Here is a 22,378-nt window from a genome sequence, read left to right as displayed (position 1 = left end):
ACGACCTGGACTGGACCCCGGCCTTCGCCGGGGAACAACCAGCCGATTTTGATAAGTTATTCTGGTATTAACCCTCCACCGGCGCCGCCACCTCGACCGCGCCTGCCGCGATCTTCACCGTCACGGGGGTCTTCGCCAGCACCTCGCCATCAATGGAGATGCGCTGGCGCGGCTTGGTGTCGAGGTGGAACGACTTCCCGTGAAATTCTTCCGTATGGGCGTTCCGGTCGCGCAGCTTGAAGAATTTGGCATACCAGTCCCAGGCGAGCCGGGCGTGGCTGCGGCCGACCACCGCCTGGATCACAATCTCGCCGGTATCGACATCGGCATGGTCGGACAATTGCACCCCGCCATGATAGGAACCGTTGAGGATGCGCACCTCGGTCGACCATATGCGCCGTTCCTTCACGCCATCGTCGATCGTCAGGCGGAAGGCGCGGAAACCGACCGAGCATTTGACCGCCCAGAGCAGATAGCCGATCCGCCCCAGATAGCGCTTGAGCTTATGCGGCACCGTCTGCCCGATCATGGGCGAAAGGCCCAGGGAGGCTGAATTGACGAAATAGTCCCGATCGATCATGCCAAGGTCGACGCGCCGACGCCGGCCGGTCGCGATCGCCTGCACTGCGCCGTCCAGGTCCAGCGGAAGGCCCAATGTCCGGGCGAAGCTGTTGGCGGTGCCGAGCGGCAGCACGCCAAAGACGCAATCCTTTCCTACCAGTTCGTCCACCGTGCCCGACATGGAGCCATCGCCTCCGCCCACGATCACCATTGGAGCGCCGCTTTCCACGGCGTCCCGGACGGTCGCGGCCATCTGGTCCGGATCGTCCACGGCATGGGCCGCGATCAGATCGACGCCCGCTGCCGTCAATTTCTCCTTCGCCTGGGTGAACATGTCCTGTCCGCGCCGGCTATGGGCGTTGACGACGAGGATGGCTTGTCTGGGAAGGCGTTTCGTTTCCATACCGCAATAACTCCGGGGAAAGGGATTCGGGTCCGGCGCGAAACCATGGGCCGGGGACATGTTACTCGACCTGCATCCATTGATCGGTAAATTCGCGGGGGAACGCCCCGCCGCCTGTGGGTGAGGTGGAGACGCTCGCCATCCTTCCATTGCATGAAGATACAAAATTTTCGGGGTAGTTACGGAAATGCGCCTGCCTTAGGTCCGGGAGGGTATGAGTACGCGAATGACAGAAGGTTTTTGGGCGCTGACCGAAAAGGAGAAGCAGACCCTTCGTCTGATCGTCCGCGGTCATGACGCAAAATCGATCGCGCGCACCGTCGGCCTATCGGTCTACACGATCAACGAACGCCTCCGCGATGCGCGGCGCAAGATGGCCGTATCGAGCAGCCGCGAGGCAGCCCGTCTGTTACTGGAAGCAGAGGGTGGCGATCCGGTGATATTACCCCCCGAATATGTTGGGGACAGGCAAATCGGGGCAGACGTGCCCAAGGCTCTGAAGGATCAGGAGGACGTGCCGACCGGCGGCGCGGGGCGGGCAACCCGTCCTTTCTGGATCATCATCGGAGTATGTCTCATGACGCTTGCCCTTGGCCTGTTGGCGCTGACCGCCTTGCCGCAACTCGCTTCCACCCCGCCGTCGTCGGCGCCGATAGCCTCCAGTGCAGCGCCAATCCCGGAGGTTGTGGATGCGGCACGTCGATGGCTAATGCTGGTAGATGATGGGCGTTGGGATGAAAGCTACCGTGGGACCACCGCGTCATTTCGCAAGATGAACACCGCACAGGTCTGGGCCAACACATCGGAAAAAGCGCGCGTACCCTTGGGCGCTGCATTATCCCGCACTTTCGTCAGTCAGGAAAATCTGCCTGCACCTCCCTATGGGTATGAAGTGGTGAAGTTCCGTACCCGCTTCGCCAACAAGGCGGAGGCAATCGAGACAGTCAGCCTGGATCGAGAGGATGGCGGCTGGCGTGTGGCAGGCGTTACGATCGAGTGAAGCGGAGCAGAAGGGCGGGTGTCAGGCTCGCCCTTCCGCTTGCATCGAGATTATTCCTTCCCTTTCAGCGCTGCCGCCAGCGAAACCGTCGCACTTCCGCGCCGTGCCGGTCCTGCCTGGCTGGGGTCGGGTTTCCAGCCTGACAGGTAGACGATCGCCATCTGCTCCGCCGTGCGGCCGTCCGGATCGGCGGCTTCGGTGAAATGGCTGGCCGCGCGCATCAGTACGTCGCGTGACAATGCAGGCGGTCGCGTGGCCAGCGCATTGCCCGCGCCCATGCCGCGCAGGTCGTGCATCAGGCGCACCACGTCGCCATAGCGAATATTCAGCACCTCCCCGTCCGCGACCGGCATGGCGAAGCCGGCGCGGCTGAGCAGGTCGCCGGCCGATCGCACATCGACCTGCGGATGGACATGCTGGCCGGGCCGGTTGCCTTCGGCGGCGAGCAGCGCGGCTTTGAGGCGGGGGAGGCTGCCCGCGCCCACGAAGGCAGCCAGCATCAGCCCGTCGGGGCGCAGCGCGCGCTGCATCAGGATCAGCGCGCCGGGCAGGTCGTTGACGCTGTCGAGCGTGCCGCAGGCGATCACCAGATCGAAACTCGCGTCGGCGAAGGGCAGCGCATCTTCGTCTGTCTGCACGCCGCCTGCTGATTTGGCCGCAAGGAAGCCGGGATCGGCGCAGGCAACGCGCTTGCCCATCGCTTCCAGCGCCGCCTTCGCACGGCCATCCGGGCAGCCGATCACCAGGGCTTCGGGAAGGTCGCGCTGCACGTCGCCCAATCGGTCGAGCAGTTCGTCCAGCATCGCGCGGTAGAGGAAATCATGATCGGCGAAGACGGGCAGCATCCGGTCGCGGCGGCGCGCGCGCAGGTTGCGGTCGAAAATGTCGGGGCGCGGGTCGGGAACGGTCATGGCGGGCCTTGTGCATCGGGCGCGGAGCGCGGACAAGGCAGATGATGTCGCTCCTCCCGCTTCTCAAGGGCGTAGTTCGCCCGGTCGTCGATTATGCGCTGCCGCCGCGCTGCCCCGGTTGCGGTGGACATGTGGCGGAGGATTTCGCCTTTTGCCTGCCTTGCTGGAGCGGGATGGAATTTCTGGGCGAGCCATGCTGCGCGCGCTGCGGCGTGCCTTTCCCGCATGAGATGGGGGCGGGGGCGGAGTGTGGCGCCTGTCTTGCCGCGCCGCCGCCCTGGGACAGCGCACGGGCGGTGCTGGCCTATGGCGATGTGGCGCGGACAGTGGCGCTACGGCTCAAATATGGGCGACGCATCGGTCTGGCGCGACTGGTCGCGCGGCAGATGCTGCGCCATGTGGGGGAGGCGGGGGAGGACGCCCCGTTGATCGTGCCGGTGCCGCTGCACCGCTGGCGATTGTGGAACCGGGGCTTCAACCAGTCGGCGCTGATCGCCGATCATCTTGGCAAATTGACCGGATGGCCGGTCGAAAAGCGGGCGTTGCAGCGGGTGAAACGCACTATGCCGCTGCGGGGCATGAACCCGGCGCAGCGGGCGAAGGCGGTGCGCGGCGCCTTCGCCTTGCGGCAGGCACATGGGATGAAGGGGCGACGGGTGCTGCTGATCGACGATGTGCATACCAGCGGCGCGACGGCGGCGGCCTGTGTCCGGGTGTTGAAGCGCGGCGGGGCGGCGGAGGTGCGGCTACTCTGCTGGGCGCGGGCGTTGCCTCGCGACGGGGCCGATTGACAAAGCGACGCATTCCCCCAATTTCAGGGGAAAGGAGCCTCATATCATCATGGCGAAAGTCGAAATCTATACCAAGGCTTGGTGCGGCTATTGCGCGCGGGCAAAGGCGTTGCTGGAGAGCAAGGGCATCGCGTTCGAGGAATATGACATCACCATGGGCGGGCCGAAGCGCGACGAGATGCTGGACCGCGCCCATGGCGGAACGACCGTGCCGCAGATATTCATCGACGGCAGCCATGTCGGCGGCAGCGACGACCTGTCGGCGCTGAACCGCGATGGCAAGCTGGACGCGATGCTGGGGCTATGAGCGGGATGCGCGTCGCCCTGTTCCAGATGACCAGCGGGATCGATCCTGCCGCCAACGCTGCCGCCATGGTCGAGATGGTGAAACGGGCGAAGGGGGAGGGGGCGGATATGCTCTTCACCCCCGAAATGGCGGGCTGTCTGGATCGTGACCGCGCGCGCGCGGCGGAGACGTTGCGGCCGGAGGCGGAGGATACCGTGCTGGCCGCCGTGCGCGAAGCGGCGGCGCGCGAAGGGCTATGGGTGCATATCGGATCGCTGCCGCTGAAGGGCGAGCGGGTTGACGGACGCTGGGCCAATCGCAGTTTCCTGATCGACGACAGTGGCGCGATTCGGGCGCGCTATGACAAGATCCACCTGTTCGACGTCGACCTCGCCACCGGGGAAAGCTGGCGTGAATCTTCGGTCTATGGGCCGGGGGAACAGGTGGTGGTGGCCGATACGCCCTGGGGGCGAATGGGTTTTTCCATCTGCTATGATATGCGCTTTCCTGATCTCTATCGGGCGCTGAGCAATGCGGGTGCGACGATATTGCTCGCGCCGGCGGCCTTCACCGTGCCGACGGGGCAGGCGCACTGGCATGTGCTGCTGCGCGCGCGCGCGATCGAGGCAGGCTGCTTCATGATCGCGACGGCGCAGACCGGGCATCATGAAGACGGCCGCACTACCTACGGCCATAGCGTGGTGATCGATCCCTGGGGCGAAGTGCTGCTCGACATGGGCGGGGAAGCCGGACTGGGGCTTGCGGATATCGACCTGACGCGCATAGGGGATGTGCGCGGGCGCGTGCCCGCGCTCGCCAACCGCCGTATGATACCGAAGGACGTGACTGTTTCGTGATCGTGTTCGACCTTAAATGCGAAAGCCATGGCCATGTGTTCGAGGCCTGGTTCGGGTCCAGCGCCGACTTTGAGGCGCAGCAGGCGCGCGGGCTGATCGCCTGTCCGATGTGCGGCGATGGGAATGTGGCCAAGGCGGTGATGGCGCCCGCCATCGGGGCGAAGGGCAACAGCCGTGCGCCTTCTGTCCGAGATGTCCCGTCCGAGGGACCGGTCATGCCGGCGATGAGCGGTGTCGACCAGGCGAAGATGCAGGCGCTGGTCGAAGCCCTGGGGCAGGCGCAGAGCAAGGCACTGGAAGGGTCCACCTGGGTTGGTCGCGGTTTCGCCGAACAGGCGCGGGCGATGCATTATGGCGAACAGGATCGCGCCAGCATCCATGGCGAGGTTGCGCCGGCGGAAGCCAAGGCGCTGATCGCCGAGGGGGTGGAGGTGGCGCCCCTGCCTTTTCCCGTCATCCCGCCGCACGCCAAGAATTGACCGAGCGGCCGAGGCGCAATAGAGCCGTCGCCGGGCACCCATAGCTCAGCAGGATAGAGCACCAGATTCCTAATCTGGGGGCCACTGGTTCGAATCCAGTTGGGTGCACCATTTCCCGATCATTTTTCGAATTTTATGCGTCAGACCCATTTGTGGCCTGGCGGCCTTTTTTGCTGCACCGCACAGTTCATCGCGAAAGAGGCAATAGAACGCGATAAGCGGTTGACCTGTGGAAGTATTTGTTAACCTTCATGAACGACCCTTGAGGCTCACAAACATGGGGGAGAACAATGGTCGCCATTCGAACTGGCTCCTGGTTGGGAGCCGGGCTAGCCCTGTGCTGCATTTTTGCGGCAGGGGCGGCCACTATATTATCCTCGGATCCGGCATCGGATACGAGTACGAGCAGTTCTACGGACAGCAGTCAGACGTCGACTTCATCGACGTCGACCAGCACCACGGCATCGTCCAGCAGCGCCACGGCGTCGGCGAACGACTTCTCGACGTTCGACTTCGGGAACGGCACGAAACTGCCGGACAAGGCGACCCTGTCGCTGGGTGACGCCGTCTTCCAGCCCGGCAGCGGTACGGCTTATGTGCCCGTCACACTGAACCAGCCGACGCCCAATACGGTGATTGCGCGGGTCATAACGGTGAACGGATCGGGCGCGCTGCGCGCCTTGTCGGGTTATAATTACCAGACGGTCGACACGGTAGTGATCTTCCGGCCCGGCGATCCGCTGGAACAGACGGTCGAGGTGCCGATCATCGGAGCGACCGAGGGGCAGAATTTCCAGCTCAAGCTGCGCGAAGCGCCCTGGGGCGGATTGCAGGGGCAGTCGACGGCGAGTGTCACCGCATCCAGCACGACGCCGGCGACGGAGAAGGCCACCGGCACCTTCCGCGAGGCGCGAACCTTCACGCCCACGGGCACGCTTCAGTTCGAACTGCTCAAAGACACGCACAAGCGATCGCCGGATGGCGGCTGGAACCGCTGGGCGACGTCGCTGTCTCATGGCCGCACGCAAATCGCCAATGAGGAAACCGGCCTCTATGTCGATTCCTCGCTCTGGCCCGGCATCGAAGGGCCGGTCTATTGGGGGCCTAAGGGGTTGGTGCTGCACACGCAGAAGCTGGCGACGCCGATCAGCTATGAAGGGCAGACCTGGAATTATGGCGCTTCGGTGCTGGACGGGCGCAATTTCACCGATACGCAGATTGGCTATGGCCAATATGAATGGGAAGCGAAAATGCCCAATCGGCGTGGGTCGTGGCCCGCATTTTGGCTGATTTCGACCAGCGGCTGGCCGCCCGAAATCGATATTTATGAGGGCTTTGGTTATCAGAGCTATTGGGATTTCGACCGGCATATCTCCCATACCATTCATATCGGCGAGAACAGTACGCGCTATGCTTCGCGCGGGGTCGTGATCCAGAGCGAGCAGGCCTATGGCCTTAGCGGCTATTCGCAGGATTTCCACAAATTCGCCGTCGATATCCAGCGCGACTATATCACCTGGTTCGTGGACGGGGTGGAAACCTACCAGTCGGTCAACCCCTTCCAGGGTTTCCGCTTCTACCCGATCATGGATGTCGCGGTGAAGACCGACGGCGCCTATGCCGACGGATCGGGCGACATGATTATCCGCAGCTTCAAGATCTATAGCGCGCCATAAGCCTTCTGCGCGCCGCCCGCGAGCGCGTAGAGGCGGCCCCAGCTCTTGATCCACTGCCCGGCGATGTCGACCCGACGCGCGCCGGGCAGGAGGAGGGCGGCCAGGCCGGCCGTGCGCACCGCCAATATGCCGATGGAGCGGATCAGCAGCAGCGGCATGGGCGTTTCCTTGCGCCGGGCCATGGTTTCGGTGCAGCCGATGCGCCACATGCGCCGGAGCACCCAGGACAGGCGCGCGCGTTCGGGCGGCACCCATTCGCTGACCCGCGCGTCGGGCGCCCAGCCGAAACGCGCGCCGGCCCGCGACAACCGGGCCAGATAGTCGAGATCCTCGCCCCCGCTGCGGTTGAAGCGGGGATCGAACCAGGGCTGCTCCAGCATCTCCAGCGCGCGGCGGCGGATCAGCAGATTGTTGCTGGCCCACAGCATGTCGGTCGCGCCAGCGGGCCGTTCCTCCGCGCGGAACACCAAAGTCTGCCTTGCCCAGCGCGGCGCGGGGCCGACGAACATCGAATCGACCGGGCCGGCGACGACATCCGCGTTGATGGTCGCCTGGCAGGCGAGCAGCGCGTCGAGCCAGCCGGGCTGGGGCCATTCGTCGTCATCGATCATGGCGAGGAAGCGCATCGCCGGATCGCCGAGCGCAGCCGCCACGATGGCATTGCGCACGGCGCACAGGCCCGGCTCCGGCACGGGCAGCAGCAGCATCGGCAGGTCATAGCCCGACCGGATCAATTCCTGCGCGACGGCCGCGCCCTCCTGCCGGGCGGGATCATTGTCGGCGACCAGCAGCATCACGTCATGCCCGGCGACGGCCCCCGGCAATGTCTCCAGCAAATGCCGCAATTGTTCGGGCCGGCGGAAGGTCGGAATCGCGATCCAGATCGGCTTGCCCGCTGCATTCATGCGGTCGCCTGCCTGCCGTCGCGCTGGCGTCCACCCTGTTGCAGCCATTTGACCAGACGGTGTCCACGAACCTCGACCAGCGCATAGCTCGCCCAGCAGAGCAGCCAGGTCGCGACCAGCATCGCGGCGATGAACAGCCCGTCCATGCCGGTGATGCCGTGCCGATGGGCCATGGTCATGACCCGCGCCATCACATCGCGCACCAGCGGATGCCACAGATAGATGGAATAGCTGATGAGGCCCAGGTGGAAGCTGACCGGGTTGGACATGACCGCGCGCACCACCGGGCCGTTATAATAGCAGCTCAGCACCAGCGCGGGCATCAGGCAGACCACGAGCAGGTCGATCTTGCCCGGCAGCCAGAGCGCTAGCGCCATCACGGCGCAGACCGCCGCGAAGCCGCCCGGCCGGTCGATCAGCGCCCGGCACCAGCGGCGGTCGGCGACACGATAGGCAAGCACGCCCATCGAAAAGCCGGCAAGGCAGCGCAACAAGGTCAGCACCGTGTCGCTGTCATTGACGTCGAGCGGTCCGCTCGACCCGCGCCCCGACGCCGCCACCAGCGCCAGCAGCGCGACGGCGGCAATGCCCTGCACCCAGGCCCAGCGGGAAAAGGCGAAGAGGGCGATCAGGGGGTAGAGCAGATAGGCCGCCACCTCCGTGCTGACCGACCAGCTATTGCCCGCGATCGGCTCCGTGCCCCAGCCCCAGCTTTGCACCATCAACAGGTTGCTGACGACATTGGCGGCGTTGAGGTCGATCGCCTGGTTGCCCGATATGTTGAGCAGGTGGCGCGCCATGAACACCAGCGTTACCACCAGATGCAGCGGCCAGACGCGAGCCATGCGGTTGACCAGGAAGTCGGCATAGCTGGCCCAGCCGGGCCGGCCCATCACCCGCTCATGATAGCCCAGCGAAATGACGAAGCCGCTGAGGATGAAGAACAGGTCGACCGCCAGATAGGAGCGCGAAAAGAGCGGGATGGCGAAGCCGGAAAAGGCGGGATTATGTGGGATGTGGTAGAGCAGCACCGATACCGCCGCCACGCCGCGCAGGCCCGTAAGCGAGGATATCCTCATGAATCGCGCCTCCTGAGACCGGCCATATGTTGCGCGGCGGGGGCGGCGTCGAAGGCGGCGGCGATCGCGTCCCAGAGCGGCTTGCGATGCATCTTGTCGTCCAGCGGCAGGCCGCGCGACAATTGCCCGTCGGGCCATTTATATTCGGGGAAGTTGGACAGCCAGCTATAGCGGTCCGACAGCCCCCAGCTAAGCAGCGCCTGCGTCGCCGGATTGTCGAAGGCGACATCCAGGAAGGCCTTGGCGACGGCGGCGACGTCCTGGTCGCGCTTGTCCGGATTGGGCGGCCCGCCCCGGTCGGCGACATCGAATTCGGTGATCGACAGCGCCAGGCCGTAGTCGCTGAGCTGTTTCAGGAATTTGGCGAAAACCTCCTGGCTGAATCCTTCCTTGAAGGGTTTGAGATGCCCTTGTATCCCGATCGCATCGACCGGCACGTTGCGGGCCATCAACCGGTCCAGCAGCTTGAGCATCGCGGTGCGCCGCCGTTCGCAGCGCGGCGAATCATGCTCCAGGCCGAAATCGGTGAGGAATAGCATAGCGTTCGGGTCCGTCTCACGCGCATGGTGAAAGGCGATGTCGATATAGTCCTCGCCCATCGCCTGCATCCACATGCTGTCCTGCCGCATCCCGTCCGCGCGGCCCTGATTGGGTTCCAGCGCTTCGTTGACCACGTCCCACTCGGCGATCTTCCCGGCATAGCGGGGCATGGCGGCGTCGATATAGCTGGTCATCAGCCTTTGCCGTTCCGGGCCGGGCGCCGCCTGCAATGCCGGCTCCAGCCACGGCGGCTGGGCGGCGTACCAGACCAGCGCATGGCCCCGCGCGCGCATCTTGTGCTCCTGCGCGAAGGCGATGATCTGGTCGGCGCCGCTAAAGTCATATTGGCCGGGCCTGGGTTCGGTCGTGCCGCGTTTCAGTTCATATTCCTCGACCAGCATGTCGCAGTCGCGCACGACAGCCGCGGTGAAATCCGCATCCTCGCGCAGCAGGCGGGACTTGACCGCCGCGCCGTACCAGCGGCCCGATCGGCGGGCGCAGCCGGAGAGGCTTTCGCTGGCCATGTCGTCACGCGCGTAGCTTTTCGGCATTGGCGCGCAGGCGGAGAGGGCCAATGACCCGGCCAGAAATTCACGCCTTCTCATAGTCGTTGTCCTTTGCCTGCGAGCATGTGGGAAAAGTCGATCCAGCGATCCGACATGCGGCGATAAACCGGATCGGGCATGACGATCTGGAGCAGGATGGTCGCGGCCAGGCGCGGCCCGAACGCCCCCCGGCAGAGGGCGCTGAAATAATAGCGCATCGCCTGGCGGCGGCTGGTGGGCCAGATGCTCTTGGCCGCGTGCCAGCCCATATAGGCGGAAAAGGCCTGGGGTGAGATATGGGGGCGCAGGTCGCGCAGCCAGACCAAATTGCCGACATTGTCGCGTACCTGGGACAGCCGGTCGCCGGTCTGCCGGTCGGTCCAGATGGTGCCGGGCCGCTCCGTCATCAGGAAGCGCCCGCCCGCCAGTGACAGGCGCAGCGCGAAATCGGTATCGTCGCCAAAGCCTACATCCTCGCGATAGCGGACCTTCAGGGCCAGCGCACGGCTGAGCGCCATGCTGCTGGTCTGGATGAAGCCGCGCTCGCACATCAGATAGCGGTCCATCGCCTCGCCGCTTGCTATGGCGCGGGGGGGCTTGAGGAAATGGCGTCCGGCGCCCCGGTCGGCGACGACTTGGCCATAGGCGACCACATCCTCCCCATGCTGCAACAACACCAGCAGGTCCGACAGATGATGCGGCAGGAACAGGTCGTCGCAGTCCAGGAAGGCGATATAGAGGCCGCGCGCATGGTCGACGCCGGTGTTGCGCGCCGCCGCCGCGCCGCGATTGGACTGGACGATCACGGTCAGCCGGGGATCGTCGATGCCGCGTAGCGCGACGTCGGTCTCGTCGGTCGATCCATCGACGACGACGATCACCTCGATTTCCGCAATGCTCTGTTCCAGCGCGGAAATGACGGCGGCGACGGTCGCCTCCCGCCGCTGATAGCTGGGAATGACGACCGAAAAGATCGGCGTGGCCGTGGTGCCGGTGCGGGTAGGAGCGATATCCATCAGCTTCATGAGGGCTGCGGGGGGCGGCGGGTGGATTCCGCCCTGCCGAAATGCAGCACGAACCGATTGACCAGCGATCGGTAGAGCGGCTTGGGCAGATAGGATCGCAGCACCTGCCGGGCGATGATCTTGGGCGGCACGCCGCCTGCGACTAGCCCCACCACAAGGTCGCGGATCGCCATCACGGGCCGGATCGGCGCCATATGATAGGCCAGCACCGTCGCGCGATAGCCGCGCCGCGCACGCGGCGTCAGCATATGGCCGCACCGGTTCAGCCAGTCGAGCGAGGTTTCATAACCCTTCACATAGGATGTCCGTCCCGCCTCCGTCGCGTCGAGCCAGACGGTGAGCGGCTGGTCGATCATGCGGAAACGTGCACCCGCCCCCTGCAACCGGACGCAGAAGTCGAGATCCTGCCCCTTCTTCAGCGCCGGGTCGAACAGCACCTGCCGCGCCATGCCGGTGGGCACGACCATGGTCGATGTCTGTATGAACTGGTTGGCGCAGAACAGATATTCGCCGACATCCTCGCCCTCGCGAATGCCGCGGTCGGGCCGTATCCAGTAGCGGTCGACGCCCCGGTCCACCCGCATCCGCGAATAGAGCACGGCGCGTCCGTCGTCGCTCGCCAGCGCCTGCGCCATGATCGACAGCTTGCCGGGCAGGAACAGATCGTCGGAATCGAGAAAGGCGATATACCGGCCGTCCGCCGCCAATATGCCATGGTTGCGCGCCGCGCCGCCGCCGGCATTGTCCTGCCGGATATAGCGTATACGCGGGTCGCCGATCGCGTCGATCACCGGGCGGGGATCGTCTTTCGACCCGTCGTCGATCACGACGATCTCGAAATCCTGCCAATCCTGCGCCAGCACCGACCGGATCGTGTCGCCGACGATCGCCGCCCGGTTATAGAGCGGGATGACGATGGAGAAGAAGGGGCGGTCGCCCGGATGCGCCGCATCGCTCATGCGCCATGCACCTTTCGATATTCCTCATAATGAAAGCCAGCGAGGCCGGCGATCTTGCCGGCCGCGCGATAGAGACGGCCAAGCCGTTGAACCCGTTTGCCCCGGTCGAGCGTGAGCACAGCGCCCAGCGCGCCGGAGGCCGCGCCGCCCAGGATGCGTGGCGTTTCGCCCAGCAGCGCGCGCACCCGCCCTTTGTGAAAGCGTTCGACCATCATGTCGGTCATGCCGATACGATAGCCGCGCATCAGCAGCCATTTCGCCGTCACCCGGCTGGCGGGGATCAGCTCGGTGACGACCGCCTCCTCCGACCAGGCGAAACGGTGGCCGGCCCGTTGCATCCGGGAAAAAAGCTGCTTGTCCGACCCACCGGTCAGCGCCATGCGCTCGTCGAAGGGGGCGGCCCCCATGGCACGTAGCGCCGGGGCGGCGATCAGGACATTGGCGGTGCTGTCGACCAGTTCGACCGGTCCGGACTGGCCGCGCTTCTTGGGCTGGAGCAGGGGATGGGGTGCGGCCCAGGCGGGGACGGGCGCGTCCATTTCCCGCAGCACCGCGCCGCCGACCACATCGGCATTCCATTGCCGGGCGGTGGCGACCATCGCCTCGATCCAGCGGGGGGAGGCCGCCTCGTCATCGTCCAGCATGGCAAGATGCGTCACGGCCGGATCGCCAAGGGCCTGCGCGACCAGCGCGTTGCGGACGCGCGGTATGCCGCGTTCCTCGACCAATATGGCGCGGATCGGCCAGCGATAGCCCTGAGTCGCGACCCGTTCGACCACGGCCATGCCTTCCTGGCGGGAGGCGTCATTGTCCGCGATCAGTATCTCCAATTGGAGCCTGCTGTCCTGCCGTGCGATGGATTCGAGCGTGCGCAGCAATCCCTGGGGCCGGTTGCAGGTCGCGATGCCGATGAGGATTTTATCCATGGGTGGCCTCCTCATTGCGTGAGAGATAACGCCGGTTCCAGGCGGTCTGGGGCCGCGCCTTGAAGGTGGCGTGCGCGGTCGCGACAGCCGCGAGGAAGATCACCCAGACCTGGCGATCCTTGTCGAAGAAGGAGGTTTCCAGCAGATTCTGGTACATGACGAAAACCCATATGGCGAAGGCCGGCACCATCAGATGCTGGTTCTCGCGGGTGGACCCCGTCAGGAACCAGTAGGCCGGCAGGGCAAGGAAGCTTATCAGCAGCATGATGAGGCCGAGCGGCCCGGTCGTGACCCAGATTTCCAGATAGCCATTATGCGAATGGGCAGTCAGCATCTGGAATGCCTGGTTCAGATAATCATGCGCGGGCGATTGGGCGCCGACCTGCCAGAAGCCGCCGAAACCGGCGCCCAGGAACGGGTGATCGGCCAGATAGTCGAACACCACGCGCCAGATCGACACGCGCCCGGTAAAGGCGGTGGGATCGGCGAACAGCCGCTCGATCGTCGGCTGATAGGCGACGTACAGCCCCAGGAAGCCGACCATGCCGAAGGCCAGCATCAGCAGCAGGATAGCGCGCTTCTGCGTATTGCCGCTGAGCGCGCGATAGACGTTGCTGATCGCCAACATGCCCACGCACAATGCCAGCGACGTTTTGCTCTTCGTCCCGATCACGAAGACGAAGGCCATGACGGCAAAGAGCGCATAATAATATTTCCGCCGGTCGATCCACGCATTGCCGCAGACGATGAAGGTCAGCGCCATGACGGCGCCCGCGATATTCTTGTGGAAGAAAAAGCCGCGCCACGCGCCGATCAGCGCCTTGTCGCTTTCGGTCGGGGGGTGGACGGCGGCCGACGTCAACGGCAACGAAATCCAGCAGATGAGCAGCGATGTGATCAGCGCCGCCCGCAGCGCGTCGAACAGTCGCTGCGGCCCGATCAGGGACAGGGCGCAGAAGGTGATGTAGATCACGATCAACTGCTGCATCGCCCGCTTGAACGATACGAAGGGATCGACGCCCCAGGCGCAGGTGATGAAGAACCAGACCAGCATGACGGCCAGTGGCCAGAAGCTGAATTTATACCGCAGCGGTTGTTTGCGCAGGATCTGCACCGCCGTCAGCAGTAGCGCGAAGCCGATGAACAGCGCTTGCTTGAAGATGTCCGAGCCGTCGCTGTCCTGCGCCATCGCCACCAGTTCGTCCTGCGTGCGCGTGGCGAAGGGTTGCTGGCCGATGAAGACCAGCATCAGGAAGATGAAGTAGAAGATCTGCGCGACCCAGACCAGGCGTTCGCTTCCATTGTCCGTTGATGTGGCGGCGGGCGCGTAGCCGATGCGGTGCCAGCTTGTGGCCATGGATCAGCCCTCCACCCGCTGGGTCCGGCGCCACTGGCGGTCGAGCCGCCAGATGCCGAGCATCATCACAAGCTGTGAAAGCACCACGCCGCCGATCGACAGCACCGGATCGGCGCCCAGAACGATCAGCAGCGTCACCGCGACGACGCCGACGCCGCAACTGCGCAGGCTCTGCGCGGCCAGCGGGCGGAAGGCGCGGCGCGCCTGCGTCATCACGCTCATCGGCGTCTGCACGCATTGGACCAGCGAGAGCAGGGCGCACAATGCTACCGCGATGATGACAGCGCGATGGTCGAGCGTGGGCTTGAGGATCAGGCCGGGAAAGACTTCCAGAACGATCGCCGCCACAACGCAGGTGCCCAGCCAGAGCAGGATCAGCGCGGCCAGGAACATGCGTTCGGACTTGATCGCCGCGTCATGATCGCCGCGCGCTACGGCGCGGGTCATGCGCGGCCGTTCCAACTGGGTCAGTGCGGTGATGCAGACATTGACCGGGCGGAAGAACAACATACCCACCGCGATCGGAGCGAAGGCGGTCGGGCCGGCGAGCAACGTCACGATATAACTGTGCGAATTGGAGGTCGCCTCGGTCGACAGCACGCCCACCAGCGTCCAGGCGGATTGTTCGCGCCATACCGGGCGATAGGCGCTGAGCGCGCGGCCCGGACTCATCGCGCCATGGCGGCGCAGGAAGGCAAGGCCGAAGGGCAGCATCCCGATCAGGCTGGCCGCCACCAGCATCGCGCCGATGGCTGGCAGGCTGGCCCCGGTGCGCATCGCGACGATCAGCCCGATGATGATCGTTCCAGCATAGGCAAGATCGGATCGCGCCGCGCGCATCGGCGCGTGATGGGCATAGGCGTTGGACCGGCCGAACCAGCGGATCAGCGAAAATGTGCCCGCCAGCCCGAACAGCAAGGCTGCAAGGGGAGAGGCGGTGGCCCAGGCGATGGCGGCGCAGATCAGCCCCTGGCTCGCCGCCAGCAGCAGATTGACCGGAAAGAAGAAGTCGAAGCGGCGCGCATCCGCATCCTCGCCCTGGTTGACGGCGATCGTATAGGGCGTGGACACCAGCGCGTTGGACAGGCTGTAACCGAACTGGATGATGACCAGCAGGAACGCCAGCGTACCGATCGCCGTTGTCCCCAGATGGTGAATGGAGAAAAGCTGGACGGCCAGATGACTGACCGACACGATCGCTGACGACAGGCTGGCCAGACCGAAGCGGCCGAGCACGCTGCCCAGACGCTGGATCCGGCCCGCCGCCGGGCGATCTTCAGCGATCTGGGCTTCAGCCATGGCGATGTTTCCAGATCAGCCAGAGCGCATGGGGATTGGTGGTGAGGTAGCGCCAGGCAAGCTGGCGCGGGCGTGTCACCATGCGGTGCAGCCATTCCAGCCCGGATTTCTGCATCCACATCGGCGCGCGCGGATAATCGCCGGTCACATAGTTGAACAGCCCGCCGCAAGTGACGATCCACCCCGCCTTGATGCGGTGGCGATTGCGCACGCAGAAGGCCTGCTCGCGCGGCTTGCCGGTGCCGACCCACAGCACATCCGGCGCGGCCGCGTTGATCGCGTCGATCACCGCATCCTCGTCCTGGGTCGTCCAATAACCGTTGCGCCGCCCGGCCAGTTGCAGCCCCGGCGCCATGGCGGTGATCCGCTGCGCGCATTCGGCGTTCACCGCCTCCGTGCCGCCCAGCAGATAATAGCGGGCGCCCGAAGCTGCCGCCGGTTTCAGACTGTCGATGAACATGTCGGTGGTGCTCGACCGGTCGGCGATCACCGGCCCCTTGAGCCAGCGCGATGCTGCCACCACGACCTGTCCGTCGGCATGGATCAGGTCCGCCTGCGCCAGGTCGGCGCGGAAGGCCGGGTCGCTGGCATTCATCGACAGGCCCTGGCCGTTGCAGTCGAACACCAGCCAGGCAGGCTGGTCGAGCGACCGGCGCAGCGGCGCTTCCAGCACCATCTTGTCGATCAGGCCCTGGAGCGACAGGGTCGAAACAGGGATGCCGCCCACATGCGCGACGAAGGGTTCCGGCCGCGCCCCTTCGGGCCAGGGCAGCGGATTGCCAACAGTCAGGTCGTTCATGCGATCACCGTCCCGGCGATAGGCACGCTATGGCGGTCGAGATCGTCGATGACGCGGCGCATGTCGGCGATGGCGGTGTCCCCGCGCCGCACGATCAAAGTCACCGCGTCGAAGCCGGAGAGGATGCTGCCATAGGGCGTCTGCTCGCCCTTGCGCTGGGCCAGGTAGAAAAGCATCGTCATGTCCTTGAGGCCCCAGCCACTGGCGGTTTCAGCCAGCGGCCCGCGCGTCACCAGGCTGGATGCGCTGCCCGATGCGCGGCCTGCGGTCATCAGCCACAGCCCTTCGACCGGGGTCTTGGCGGCGGGCAGCAGCGCGGCGCTGCCGATGAGTTGTTCGGCCAGGCCCGCCTTGTTGGCGACGCGGAACAGCCGGTCGAGCGAGGGGCGGTCCATGTCGACATCGACCGCCATGGTCGGCCCGTCCATCTGCGCCATGACGACGGCAAGGTTGGCGGCCATGATCGCGCCTTCGTCGCCTGCCTCAATCGACAGCACGGCCAGCTTGAGCGCGGCCGGATCGCCATTTCTGGCGATGGCCCGCATCTTGGATCGGATGGTGCGGATCTTGACCGCATAGGGATCGGCCGGGTCGAATGCGGCGGCGACCAGCGGGTCGATGCGCGGATCGCCTACCGGTAGCAGGGCGAAACCGCCCTGCAGCGCGGCCAGCATGGCGGCGTCTTCACTGTCCAGCAGCCCCAGGTCGACGGCCGCGTCATGCAGCGCTAGGCCTTCGGTGCGGGCATGGGCCTCGATCCGCGCGACATCGGCTTCGGCCAGGAAGCCATGCTCCACCGCGAGCCGGGCAAAGCCCTTGCTGTCGCGGGTGCGGGGGCGAGAGGCGGCGACGCCGCCAGGGGTCAACTGCGGCGGGGCACCCGCCGTGGAACGCAGTCTCATGCGGCCTCTTTCTGCTTGAAGAACCAGCCGGCCCGAACCGGGATGGGCTTGAGTTCGGTGATGACATCGACTTCGGTGGCACGGGCGACGCCGGCGGCGGAACGGACACGGGGATGGACGATCTCCATCAGGATCACCGCGGCCACGCCGCCGACCAGGCCCAGCGCCATGCCCGCCACCAGCCACAGCATGATATTCGGCTTGGCGGGCAGCAGGGGCACGGTCGCCTCGTCCAGCGGGCTGGCGTTGGGCTGGGAGATCTGGCTCTTGAGCACCGCTTCGTTGAAGCGCTGGCGCACCGTGTCATAGGTCTGTCGCGCGGCATCCACGTCGCGCTGAAGCACCATCAACTGGTCCTGCACGCCCGACATGCGGATCATGCGATCTTCCTGGCCCGCCATGTTGGATTTGAGGTCGCCCTCACGCCGGTTGGCCGCCACGCTGTTGGCGCTGACCGCGCCGGCCTGGCTGGCTCGCGCCGCCGCCAGCTTCGACTGAAGCTCGGATAGCTGGGCATCGGCCGCCGCCATGGTCGGGTGGTTGGGACCAAGCGTCTTTTGCAGTTCGGACACCTTGGCCGACTGTTCCGCGACTTGCTCCTGCAAATTCTGGACGATCAGCGATCCTTCGATGTCGGACACGCTGCCCGCGCCGGCTTTCGACCGGGCGGCGGCGGCTTCCGCCTGCGCCTGGGTCAACTGATAGGACATGTTCTTCATCTTCTCGGCTTCAAGGTCCATGCGGTTGATGCCGATGATGTCATGCGCCCGCTGGAAGTCGGACAGCTTCTTCTGCGCCAGCTCGTACCGGTGGCGCACTTCCTCCGTCTGCTCGTCGAACCATTTGGCTGATCCGCGCGCCGGGGACGCCCGCAATTCCACCTGTTCGCGCATGTAGGTCCTGGCGATCAGATTGGCGACCTTGGCCGCGACCTGTGGATCGGGGTCCAGATACTGTATCTGCAACACATTGCTCTGACGCCCTGTGGTGACGATCATGTTCTTGCTCACCTGCGTGGCGGCCTGTTGCAGCCTGGCGTCGGCGGGCAGTTCGGCAGGCAGGGCGTCGACGAAGCCCGATTCCTTGGCGACAGCGTTCATGACCTTGGCGCTGCGGATGATGTCGGTCTGGGTGCCCAGGATGGAATCCGTGTCCGGCCGCACGCCCTGCGCCGTATTGGTATCCGTCGGATCGGTCTGCGACAGGTCGAGCAGCAGCGACGTCGTACCCAAATATTGGCGCGGCTGCATGAAGGCGGCGGCCGCAACCAGCAGAAACAGGATGCCGCCGATCATCGCGGCGATGCGCCAGCGCGCCTGGAGCGCGGCCAGCAAATCGATGGGGTTCATGCTCATAGCCCGTCTACTCCTCGCAGCAATGTGCGCATTTCTTCGGCCAGTGATATTTCGGACGGTGCGGCCGGCACCGGCTGCTTGGCCATCAACAGCAGGAATTGCGGGGCCAGCGTGTCCTCGAACATCCACAATTCGCCATTGGGCGTGGCGACCAGCGCGGGTTGCAACCGCGCCATGGCGTCGCGCGCCTGGCCTTCGTTGATCGACCCGCCGCCCAGCACTTCATGACCCAGGCGCACCAGCCGTTCGTAGGAAATGGCCGACATCTGCGCCCCGACCACGGCGGCCAGCCCGATCATGCGGCGGCTGGCGCCCGCTTCCGACAGGATGCGACGGAACAGCGCATGGGTGGCGTCGCTCATTTCCGCCCAGCCGGTCAGCGCATCGGCCAGTCCCTGTTCTGCGTCGGCCAGCGTCACCTGCTCGCGTCCCGCCGCCTCCGTGATGAGGGCGGCGTGCATCCCGAACAGGCGCGCATGATAGGGTGATCCCATGGCTGCGCTCGCCAGCGCCTCCATGGCGTCGCCCGCTATCGTCAGGCGCGCATTGGCGGCGCAGCTTGCCAGCAGCCGTTCCAACTGGGGGCGGGGGATGGGCATCACCCGCTGCGGCACCAGATGGCGGCGTAAGGAGGGGTGGGCCGCGATCAGCCCGTCAATGTCGCTGGCAATGCCCACCAGCACCACCTGCACCGGCGAATGAATGTCGGTCAGCAGCTTGAGCAGCGTCGCGACGTCCAGCTTGGCATTGTCGGACTGAACCCGGTCATATTCGTCGATGATGAGGATGGCGCGTTCGCGCACCTCCTCGACCAGCAGCGCGGCGAGGCGCGCGACGTCCAGCCGCTCGCCCAGCATCGTCTGCAACCGCTCGCGCCCGGCCGTGCTCATCGGCAATTCGGTCAGGAAAGGACGGAACAGCGCGTCGAAGTCCGATTCCCCGCTCGCCGAAGCGTACAGCGCGATACAGCCCGCTTCATCGGCCAGGTCGCCGAACACGCGCGCCAGCGACGTCTTGCCCGACCCGCGCGTGCCGAACACCACGGCATGTTTGCGCTGCACGACGATCGCCTCGACCAGCTTTTCCAGCTCGCTGTTGCGGCCGGCCAGGCCATGGCGGTCCGTCACCGGCATGGCCGTGCTGAAGGCGGCATAGATGCTGTCGCGGCGCAGGCTGATCGGCCGGATCGGCGCTGCCATGGCGCTGATCGACAGGGACAGCGGTTGGGCGCGCACCTCCTCCCCACCCGAAGGATCGTGGCGGAAACCGGGCAGCGCACGGCTGTCCGGCTGCGGGGCCGCCTCGTCGGGGATGGGTTGGTCGTCGCGCCGCTGCGCATTGCCGCGGGCGGAGGAGAAGAAGCGACTCAGCAGGCCGGGGCGCTCTTCGAAAAATCCTTGATCGATCGCGGTCAAAACAGCTTCTCCCGGATGATGAGGACGTCTTCAGGCTGGACCGGATCGTCCAGATTGGCCTGGATTTCCTTGCCCGCCCGGCGAACCATGATGCGCTTGGTCGAACCGGCCAACGTCGGTCCACCTGCCAGCGCCAGCGCCTGGCGGAAGCTTTGTCCCGGCGCGTAGGAGAAAGCGCCTGCCTGCTGCACCTGGCCGTAGACGTAGATTTTCTCGGCCGGGGGCACGAACAATATGTCGCCTGGCTTGAGTGGCCGGTTGGCTCCCGCCGACATGTCGGCCAGCGAGATGCGCACCGGCCCGCCGCCATCGGCTGGAGTCAGGATGACGGCATTGGCGCCGTCCTTGCTTGACCCGCCCGCCTTGGCCAGCATCGACGCGACCGTATAGGACCGGTCGAGCGGATAATTGCCCGCCTGCGGTACATTGCCCAGCACGGTCACGAACCGGCTGACATAATTGCTGACTTCGACGCTGACCGACGGCTTGGTCAGGTAGCCGCCATTGGCATAGCCGTTGGCGATGTCCTGCGCGAGTTGCGTCGAACTCTTGCCGGTCGCCCGGACTGCGCCGATCAGTGCGAGCAGGACGGTGCCGTCGGCCTTGACGCGGGTGGTGGTGGACAGGTCCGGCTGGCCGAAGATGGCGATTTTCACCTCATCGTCCGCGCCGAGCAGATAGCCGGCGTCGGCCGCAGGTTGTTGCGCAGCGGTGGTGGCGACGGCGCTGCTGGCCGGGGTCGGCCCCGCCGCTGGCCCTGTTGCTGTCTGGGCGATGGCTCCCCCCACCGGTAGCGCGATCAAGATCGCGGCCTGGAGGATGGTCAGGGTTTTGGCTGTTCTCACAGGTCGGGACTCCCTGGCTGAATCAATATTTCATGGTCGCGCCCAGCGTCACTTGCGTGCCGCTGAACTGGGAAATGTCGGTGTCGGTCCGGCGTCGATAATGTTGCGCGTCGAGCGTCAGTGCGAAGCGGTCGGACAATTTGCGGCTCAATATCGCGCCCAGCCGCTGGTTGCGGTCGGCCGTGATCGTATAGGGGCGCAGCGCAGCGTCCTGCCGGAACGTCCGCCGTTCCCATTCGGCATAGAGACCCGCCGATGTCAGTTCGGAAATGGCGAACTCGCCCTGCACGCGATAGCTGGTCTCGATGGCGAATCCGGCGGCGATCAGGCTGTCGTTGGTGATGCCCCGCTGGGTCGTGGCGGTGAGCTTCAGGCGCGGAATGGCGCTGGTCGACAGGCTGACCTTCCAGCCCAGCCCGTCATAGCTGCCGACTGCCGCGGAATCGCTGTCGACGTTCAGCCAGCGCAGGTCGGCGTCGATCTGGGTCAGTGGCGACACCGATCGTTCGAAATGCAGACCCCAACTGTTGATCCGGTTCTCGATCCCCAGCGTATCGCGCTTGCTGTTGACCCGCTCATAATAAGCGGTGAGCGTGCCCAGGCTGGGCTTGTTGAAGCCGACGCCGCCCAGGAAGCTGTCGCTGGTCTGGTCGGCATAGTCGAACCGGTTCGCGTTGCGCGTCAGGTCATGGCTGTAGGCGGCGACGGGAAACAGGCCCGGCCGCTCGCAAGTGAACTTCGCCCCGAACGAAGTGAAGCGCTGGAGATTTTCGGTCGCGCTGTTGAGGTCGCCATAATCGGCGCGCTGTTGCAGGTAGGAGGCGCGTGGCGTGACCAGGCAGGTGGCGCCGAAACGAATATTGGCCTTCGCCTCGGTGTCGATCCGCAGCTTGCTGCGCTGCTCTTCGGACAGGAAGCGATCATAGCCGATCTTGCCGCGCAGCAATATGTCATGCCGCCCGATCGGCCGGCCGAAGGTCGCTTCGATCGATGGCGTGACGATCAGGTCGCTTTTCGGATTATCGACCGCATCGTCGACGCGATAGACATTGTCGTCATAGAGGAAATCGAGTCCCGCCGTCAGATGAAAGCCATAGTCGGCCAGGCGCGGATCTTCTGTCGCGCGGCGCGGGGTGGAGGGTGCGCCATCTTCCTGCGCATATGCAGCAAAAGGCGTGGCGGCGAGGAGCGCAGCCGTACCGATCGCGGCGCGCATGAAGCACGGCCGACGCGGCCTGACGTTTATCCCAGGCGCACGAAAACCCCTCCGCAAATGCGGACGATATAATTCAATCAAAAACAGAAACCCTTGTTGCGTTGCAGCAATAGAGCCATGCTAGCGGCGTTTACATCCCGTGCACACTCGGCGAGATGCAGTTGGTCGCAGCAAAACAACGCTTCGGATTGTCCGAAATGCGCGGCTTACAGGCTGGAGCCTGCAAGGTCGTTCTTGTTAATCTGGC

General features: G+C 65.2%; 22 protein-coding genes and 1 tRNA gene. 7 read left to right on the top strand and 16 right to left on the bottom strand.

The annotated features are described in order from the left end of the window. Nucleotides 1-67: 67 nt before the first annotated feature. The gene (locus MOK15_RS08570; protein WP_242931221.1) at nt 68-964 is read right to left on the bottom strand and encodes a diacylglycerol kinase family protein; all 897 of its coding nucleotides are present in this window, start codon (nt 962-964) and stop codon (nt 68-70) included. A gap of 226 nt (nt 965-1,190) precedes the next feature. On the opposite strand from MOK15_RS08570, the gene MOK15_RS08565 reads away from it, so the two are divergent. Further along, a complete protein-coding gene (locus MOK15_RS08565) occupies nt 1,191-1,964 on the top strand; it encodes a DUF4019 domain-containing protein (protein ID WP_242931220.1) in 774 nt (257 codons plus the stop codon). Between the two features lie 50 nt (nt 1,965-2,014). On the opposite strand, the gene MOK15_RS08560 is transcribed toward MOK15_RS08565, so the two are convergent. Further along, nucleotides 2,015-2,875, bottom strand: a complete 861-nt coding sequence (locus MOK15_RS08560; RefSeq protein WP_242931219.1) for a methyltransferase domain-containing protein — start codon at nt 2,873-2,875, stop codon at nt 2,015-2,017. 41 nt (nt 2,876-2,916) lie between these two features. Here MOK15_RS08560 and MOK15_RS08555 point away from each other — a divergent pair, with 41 nt between their 5' ends. From MOK15_RS08555 to MOK15_RS08530, 6 genes are all read left to right on the top strand, one after another. Next, entirely contained in the window at nt 2,917-3,666 is a 750-nt protein-coding gene (locus tag MOK15_RS08555) for a ComF family protein (RefSeq protein ID WP_242931218.1), read from the top strand. A gap of 49 nt (nt 3,667-3,715) precedes the next feature. Next, on the top strand, nt 3,716-3,973 hold the full coding sequence (gene grxC / locus MOK15_RS08550) for a glutaredoxin 3 (RefSeq protein ID WP_242931217.1): 258 nt from the start codon (nt 3,716-3,718) through the stop codon (nt 3,971-3,973). A gap of 5 nt (nt 3,974-3,978) precedes the next feature. Further along, on the top strand, nt 3,979-4,809 hold the full coding sequence (locus MOK15_RS08545; RefSeq protein WP_242932691.1) for a carbon-nitrogen hydrolase family protein: 831 nt from the start codon (nt 3,979-3,981) through the stop codon (nt 4,807-4,809). Further along, complete coding sequence (locus MOK15_RS08540; protein WP_242931216.1) at nt 4,806-5,288, top strand: DUF1178 family protein; 483 nt, start codon at nt 4,806-4,808, stop codon at nt 5,286-5,288. The genes MOK15_RS08545 and MOK15_RS08540 overlap by 4 nt, the downstream gene beginning before the upstream one ends. 34 nt (nt 5,289-5,322) lie before the next feature. Continuing rightward, nucleotides 5,323-5,399: transfer RNA gene (locus MOK15_RS08535), tRNA-Arg, on the top strand. Between the two features lie 485 nt (nt 5,400-5,884). Then, entirely contained in the window at nt 5,885-6,964 is a 1,080-nt protein-coding gene (locus MOK15_RS08530) for a family 16 glycosylhydrolase (protein WP_242931215.1), read from the top strand. Here MOK15_RS08530 and MOK15_RS08525 read toward each other — a convergent pair. From MOK15_RS08525 to MOK15_RS08460, 14 genes are all read right to left on the bottom strand, one after another. Beyond that, entirely contained in the window at nt 6,949-7,869 is a 921-nt protein-coding gene (locus MOK15_RS08525; RefSeq protein ID WP_242931214.1) for a glycosyltransferase, read from the bottom strand. The genes MOK15_RS08530 and MOK15_RS08525 overlap by 16 nt on opposite strands. Then, nucleotides 7,866-8,948: an acyltransferase gene (locus MOK15_RS08520; protein ID WP_242931213.1), complete on the bottom strand. Its 1,083-nt coding sequence runs from the start codon at nt 8,946-8,948 to the stop codon at nt 7,866-7,868. Before MOK15_RS08520 ends, MOK15_RS08525 begins: the two co-directional genes overlap by 4 nt. Continuing rightward, nucleotides 8,945-10,093 carry an endo-1,4-beta-xylanase gene (locus tag MOK15_RS08515; protein WP_242931212.1) on the bottom strand — a complete coding sequence of 383 codons (1,149 nt, stop codon included), beginning with the start codon at nt 10,091-10,093 and terminating at the stop codon, nt 8,945-8,947. Before MOK15_RS08515 ends, MOK15_RS08520 begins: the two co-directional genes overlap by 4 nt. Then, nucleotides 10,090-11,049 (bottom strand): glycosyltransferase family 2 protein, encoded by a 960-nt coding sequence (locus MOK15_RS08510; RefSeq protein ID WP_242931211.1) that lies wholly within the window; start codon nt 11,047-11,049, stop codon nt 10,090-10,092. The genes MOK15_RS08515 and MOK15_RS08510 overlap by 4 nt, the downstream gene beginning before the upstream one ends. 5 nt (nt 11,050-11,054) lie before the next feature. Next, entirely contained in the window at nt 11,055-12,017 is a 963-nt protein-coding gene (locus MOK15_RS08505; protein ID WP_242931210.1) for a glycosyltransferase family 2 protein, read from the bottom strand. Continuing rightward, nucleotides 12,014-12,943: a glycosyltransferase family 2 protein gene (locus tag MOK15_RS08500; protein WP_242931209.1), complete on the bottom strand. Its 930-nt coding sequence runs from the start codon at nt 12,941-12,943 to the stop codon at nt 12,014-12,016. The genes MOK15_RS08505 and MOK15_RS08500 overlap by 4 nt, the downstream gene beginning before the upstream one ends. Beyond that, nucleotides 12,936-14,300 carry an O-antigen ligase gene (locus tag MOK15_RS08495; protein WP_242931208.1) on the bottom strand — a complete coding sequence of 455 codons (1,365 nt, stop codon included), beginning with the start codon at nt 14,298-14,300 and terminating at the stop codon, nt 12,936-12,938. Before MOK15_RS08495 ends, MOK15_RS08500 begins: the two co-directional genes overlap by 8 nt. A gap of 3 nt (nt 14,301-14,303) precedes the next feature. Further along, complete coding sequence (locus MOK15_RS08490; protein ID WP_242931207.1) at nt 14,304-15,599, bottom strand: polysaccharide biosynthesis protein; 1,296 nt, start codon at nt 15,597-15,599, stop codon at nt 14,304-14,306. Beyond that, nucleotides 15,592-16,398, bottom strand: a complete 807-nt coding sequence (locus MOK15_RS08485; RefSeq protein ID WP_242931206.1) for a WecB/TagA/CpsF family glycosyltransferase — start codon at nt 16,396-16,398, stop codon at nt 15,592-15,594. The genes MOK15_RS08490 and MOK15_RS08485 overlap by 8 nt, the downstream gene beginning before the upstream one ends. Beyond that, entirely contained in the window at nt 16,395-17,300 is a 906-nt protein-coding gene (locus tag MOK15_RS08480; RefSeq protein ID WP_242931205.1) for a capsular biosynthesis protein, read from the bottom strand. Before MOK15_RS08480 ends, MOK15_RS08485 begins: the two co-directional genes overlap by 4 nt. Then, nucleotides 17,297-18,655, bottom strand: a complete 1,359-nt coding sequence (locus tag MOK15_RS08475; protein WP_242931204.1) for a GNVR domain-containing protein — start codon at nt 18,653-18,655, stop codon at nt 17,297-17,299. Before MOK15_RS08475 ends, MOK15_RS08480 begins: the two co-directional genes overlap by 4 nt. Then, nucleotides 18,652-20,070, bottom strand: a complete 1,419-nt coding sequence (locus tag MOK15_RS08470; RefSeq protein ID WP_242931203.1) for an ATP-binding protein — start codon at nt 20,068-20,070, stop codon at nt 18,652-18,654. The genes MOK15_RS08475 and MOK15_RS08470 overlap by 4 nt, the downstream gene beginning before the upstream one ends. Next, nucleotides 20,067-20,858, bottom strand: coding sequence for a polysaccharide biosynthesis/export family protein (locus tag MOK15_RS08465; protein ID WP_347567220.1), 792 nt, complete (start codon nt 20,856-20,858; stop codon nt 20,067-20,069). The genes MOK15_RS08470 and MOK15_RS08465 overlap by 4 nt, the downstream gene beginning before the upstream one ends. A gap of 79 nt (nt 20,859-20,937) precedes the next feature. Further along, nucleotides 20,938-22,131, bottom strand: coding sequence for a hypothetical protein (locus MOK15_RS08460; protein ID WP_242931201.1), 1,194 nt, complete (start codon nt 22,129-22,131; stop codon nt 20,938-20,940). Between the last annotated feature and the right edge of the window lie 247 nt (nt 22,132-22,378).

Origin of the sequence: Sphingobium sp. BYY-5 (assembly GCF_022758885.1) — a bacterium.
GTDB lineage: Bacteria > Pseudomonadota > Alphaproteobacteria > Sphingomonadales > Sphingomonadaceae > Sphingobium.
Note: the sequence above shows the minus strand (reverse complement) of the source record. Positions and strands in the feature narration are given on the sequence as shown.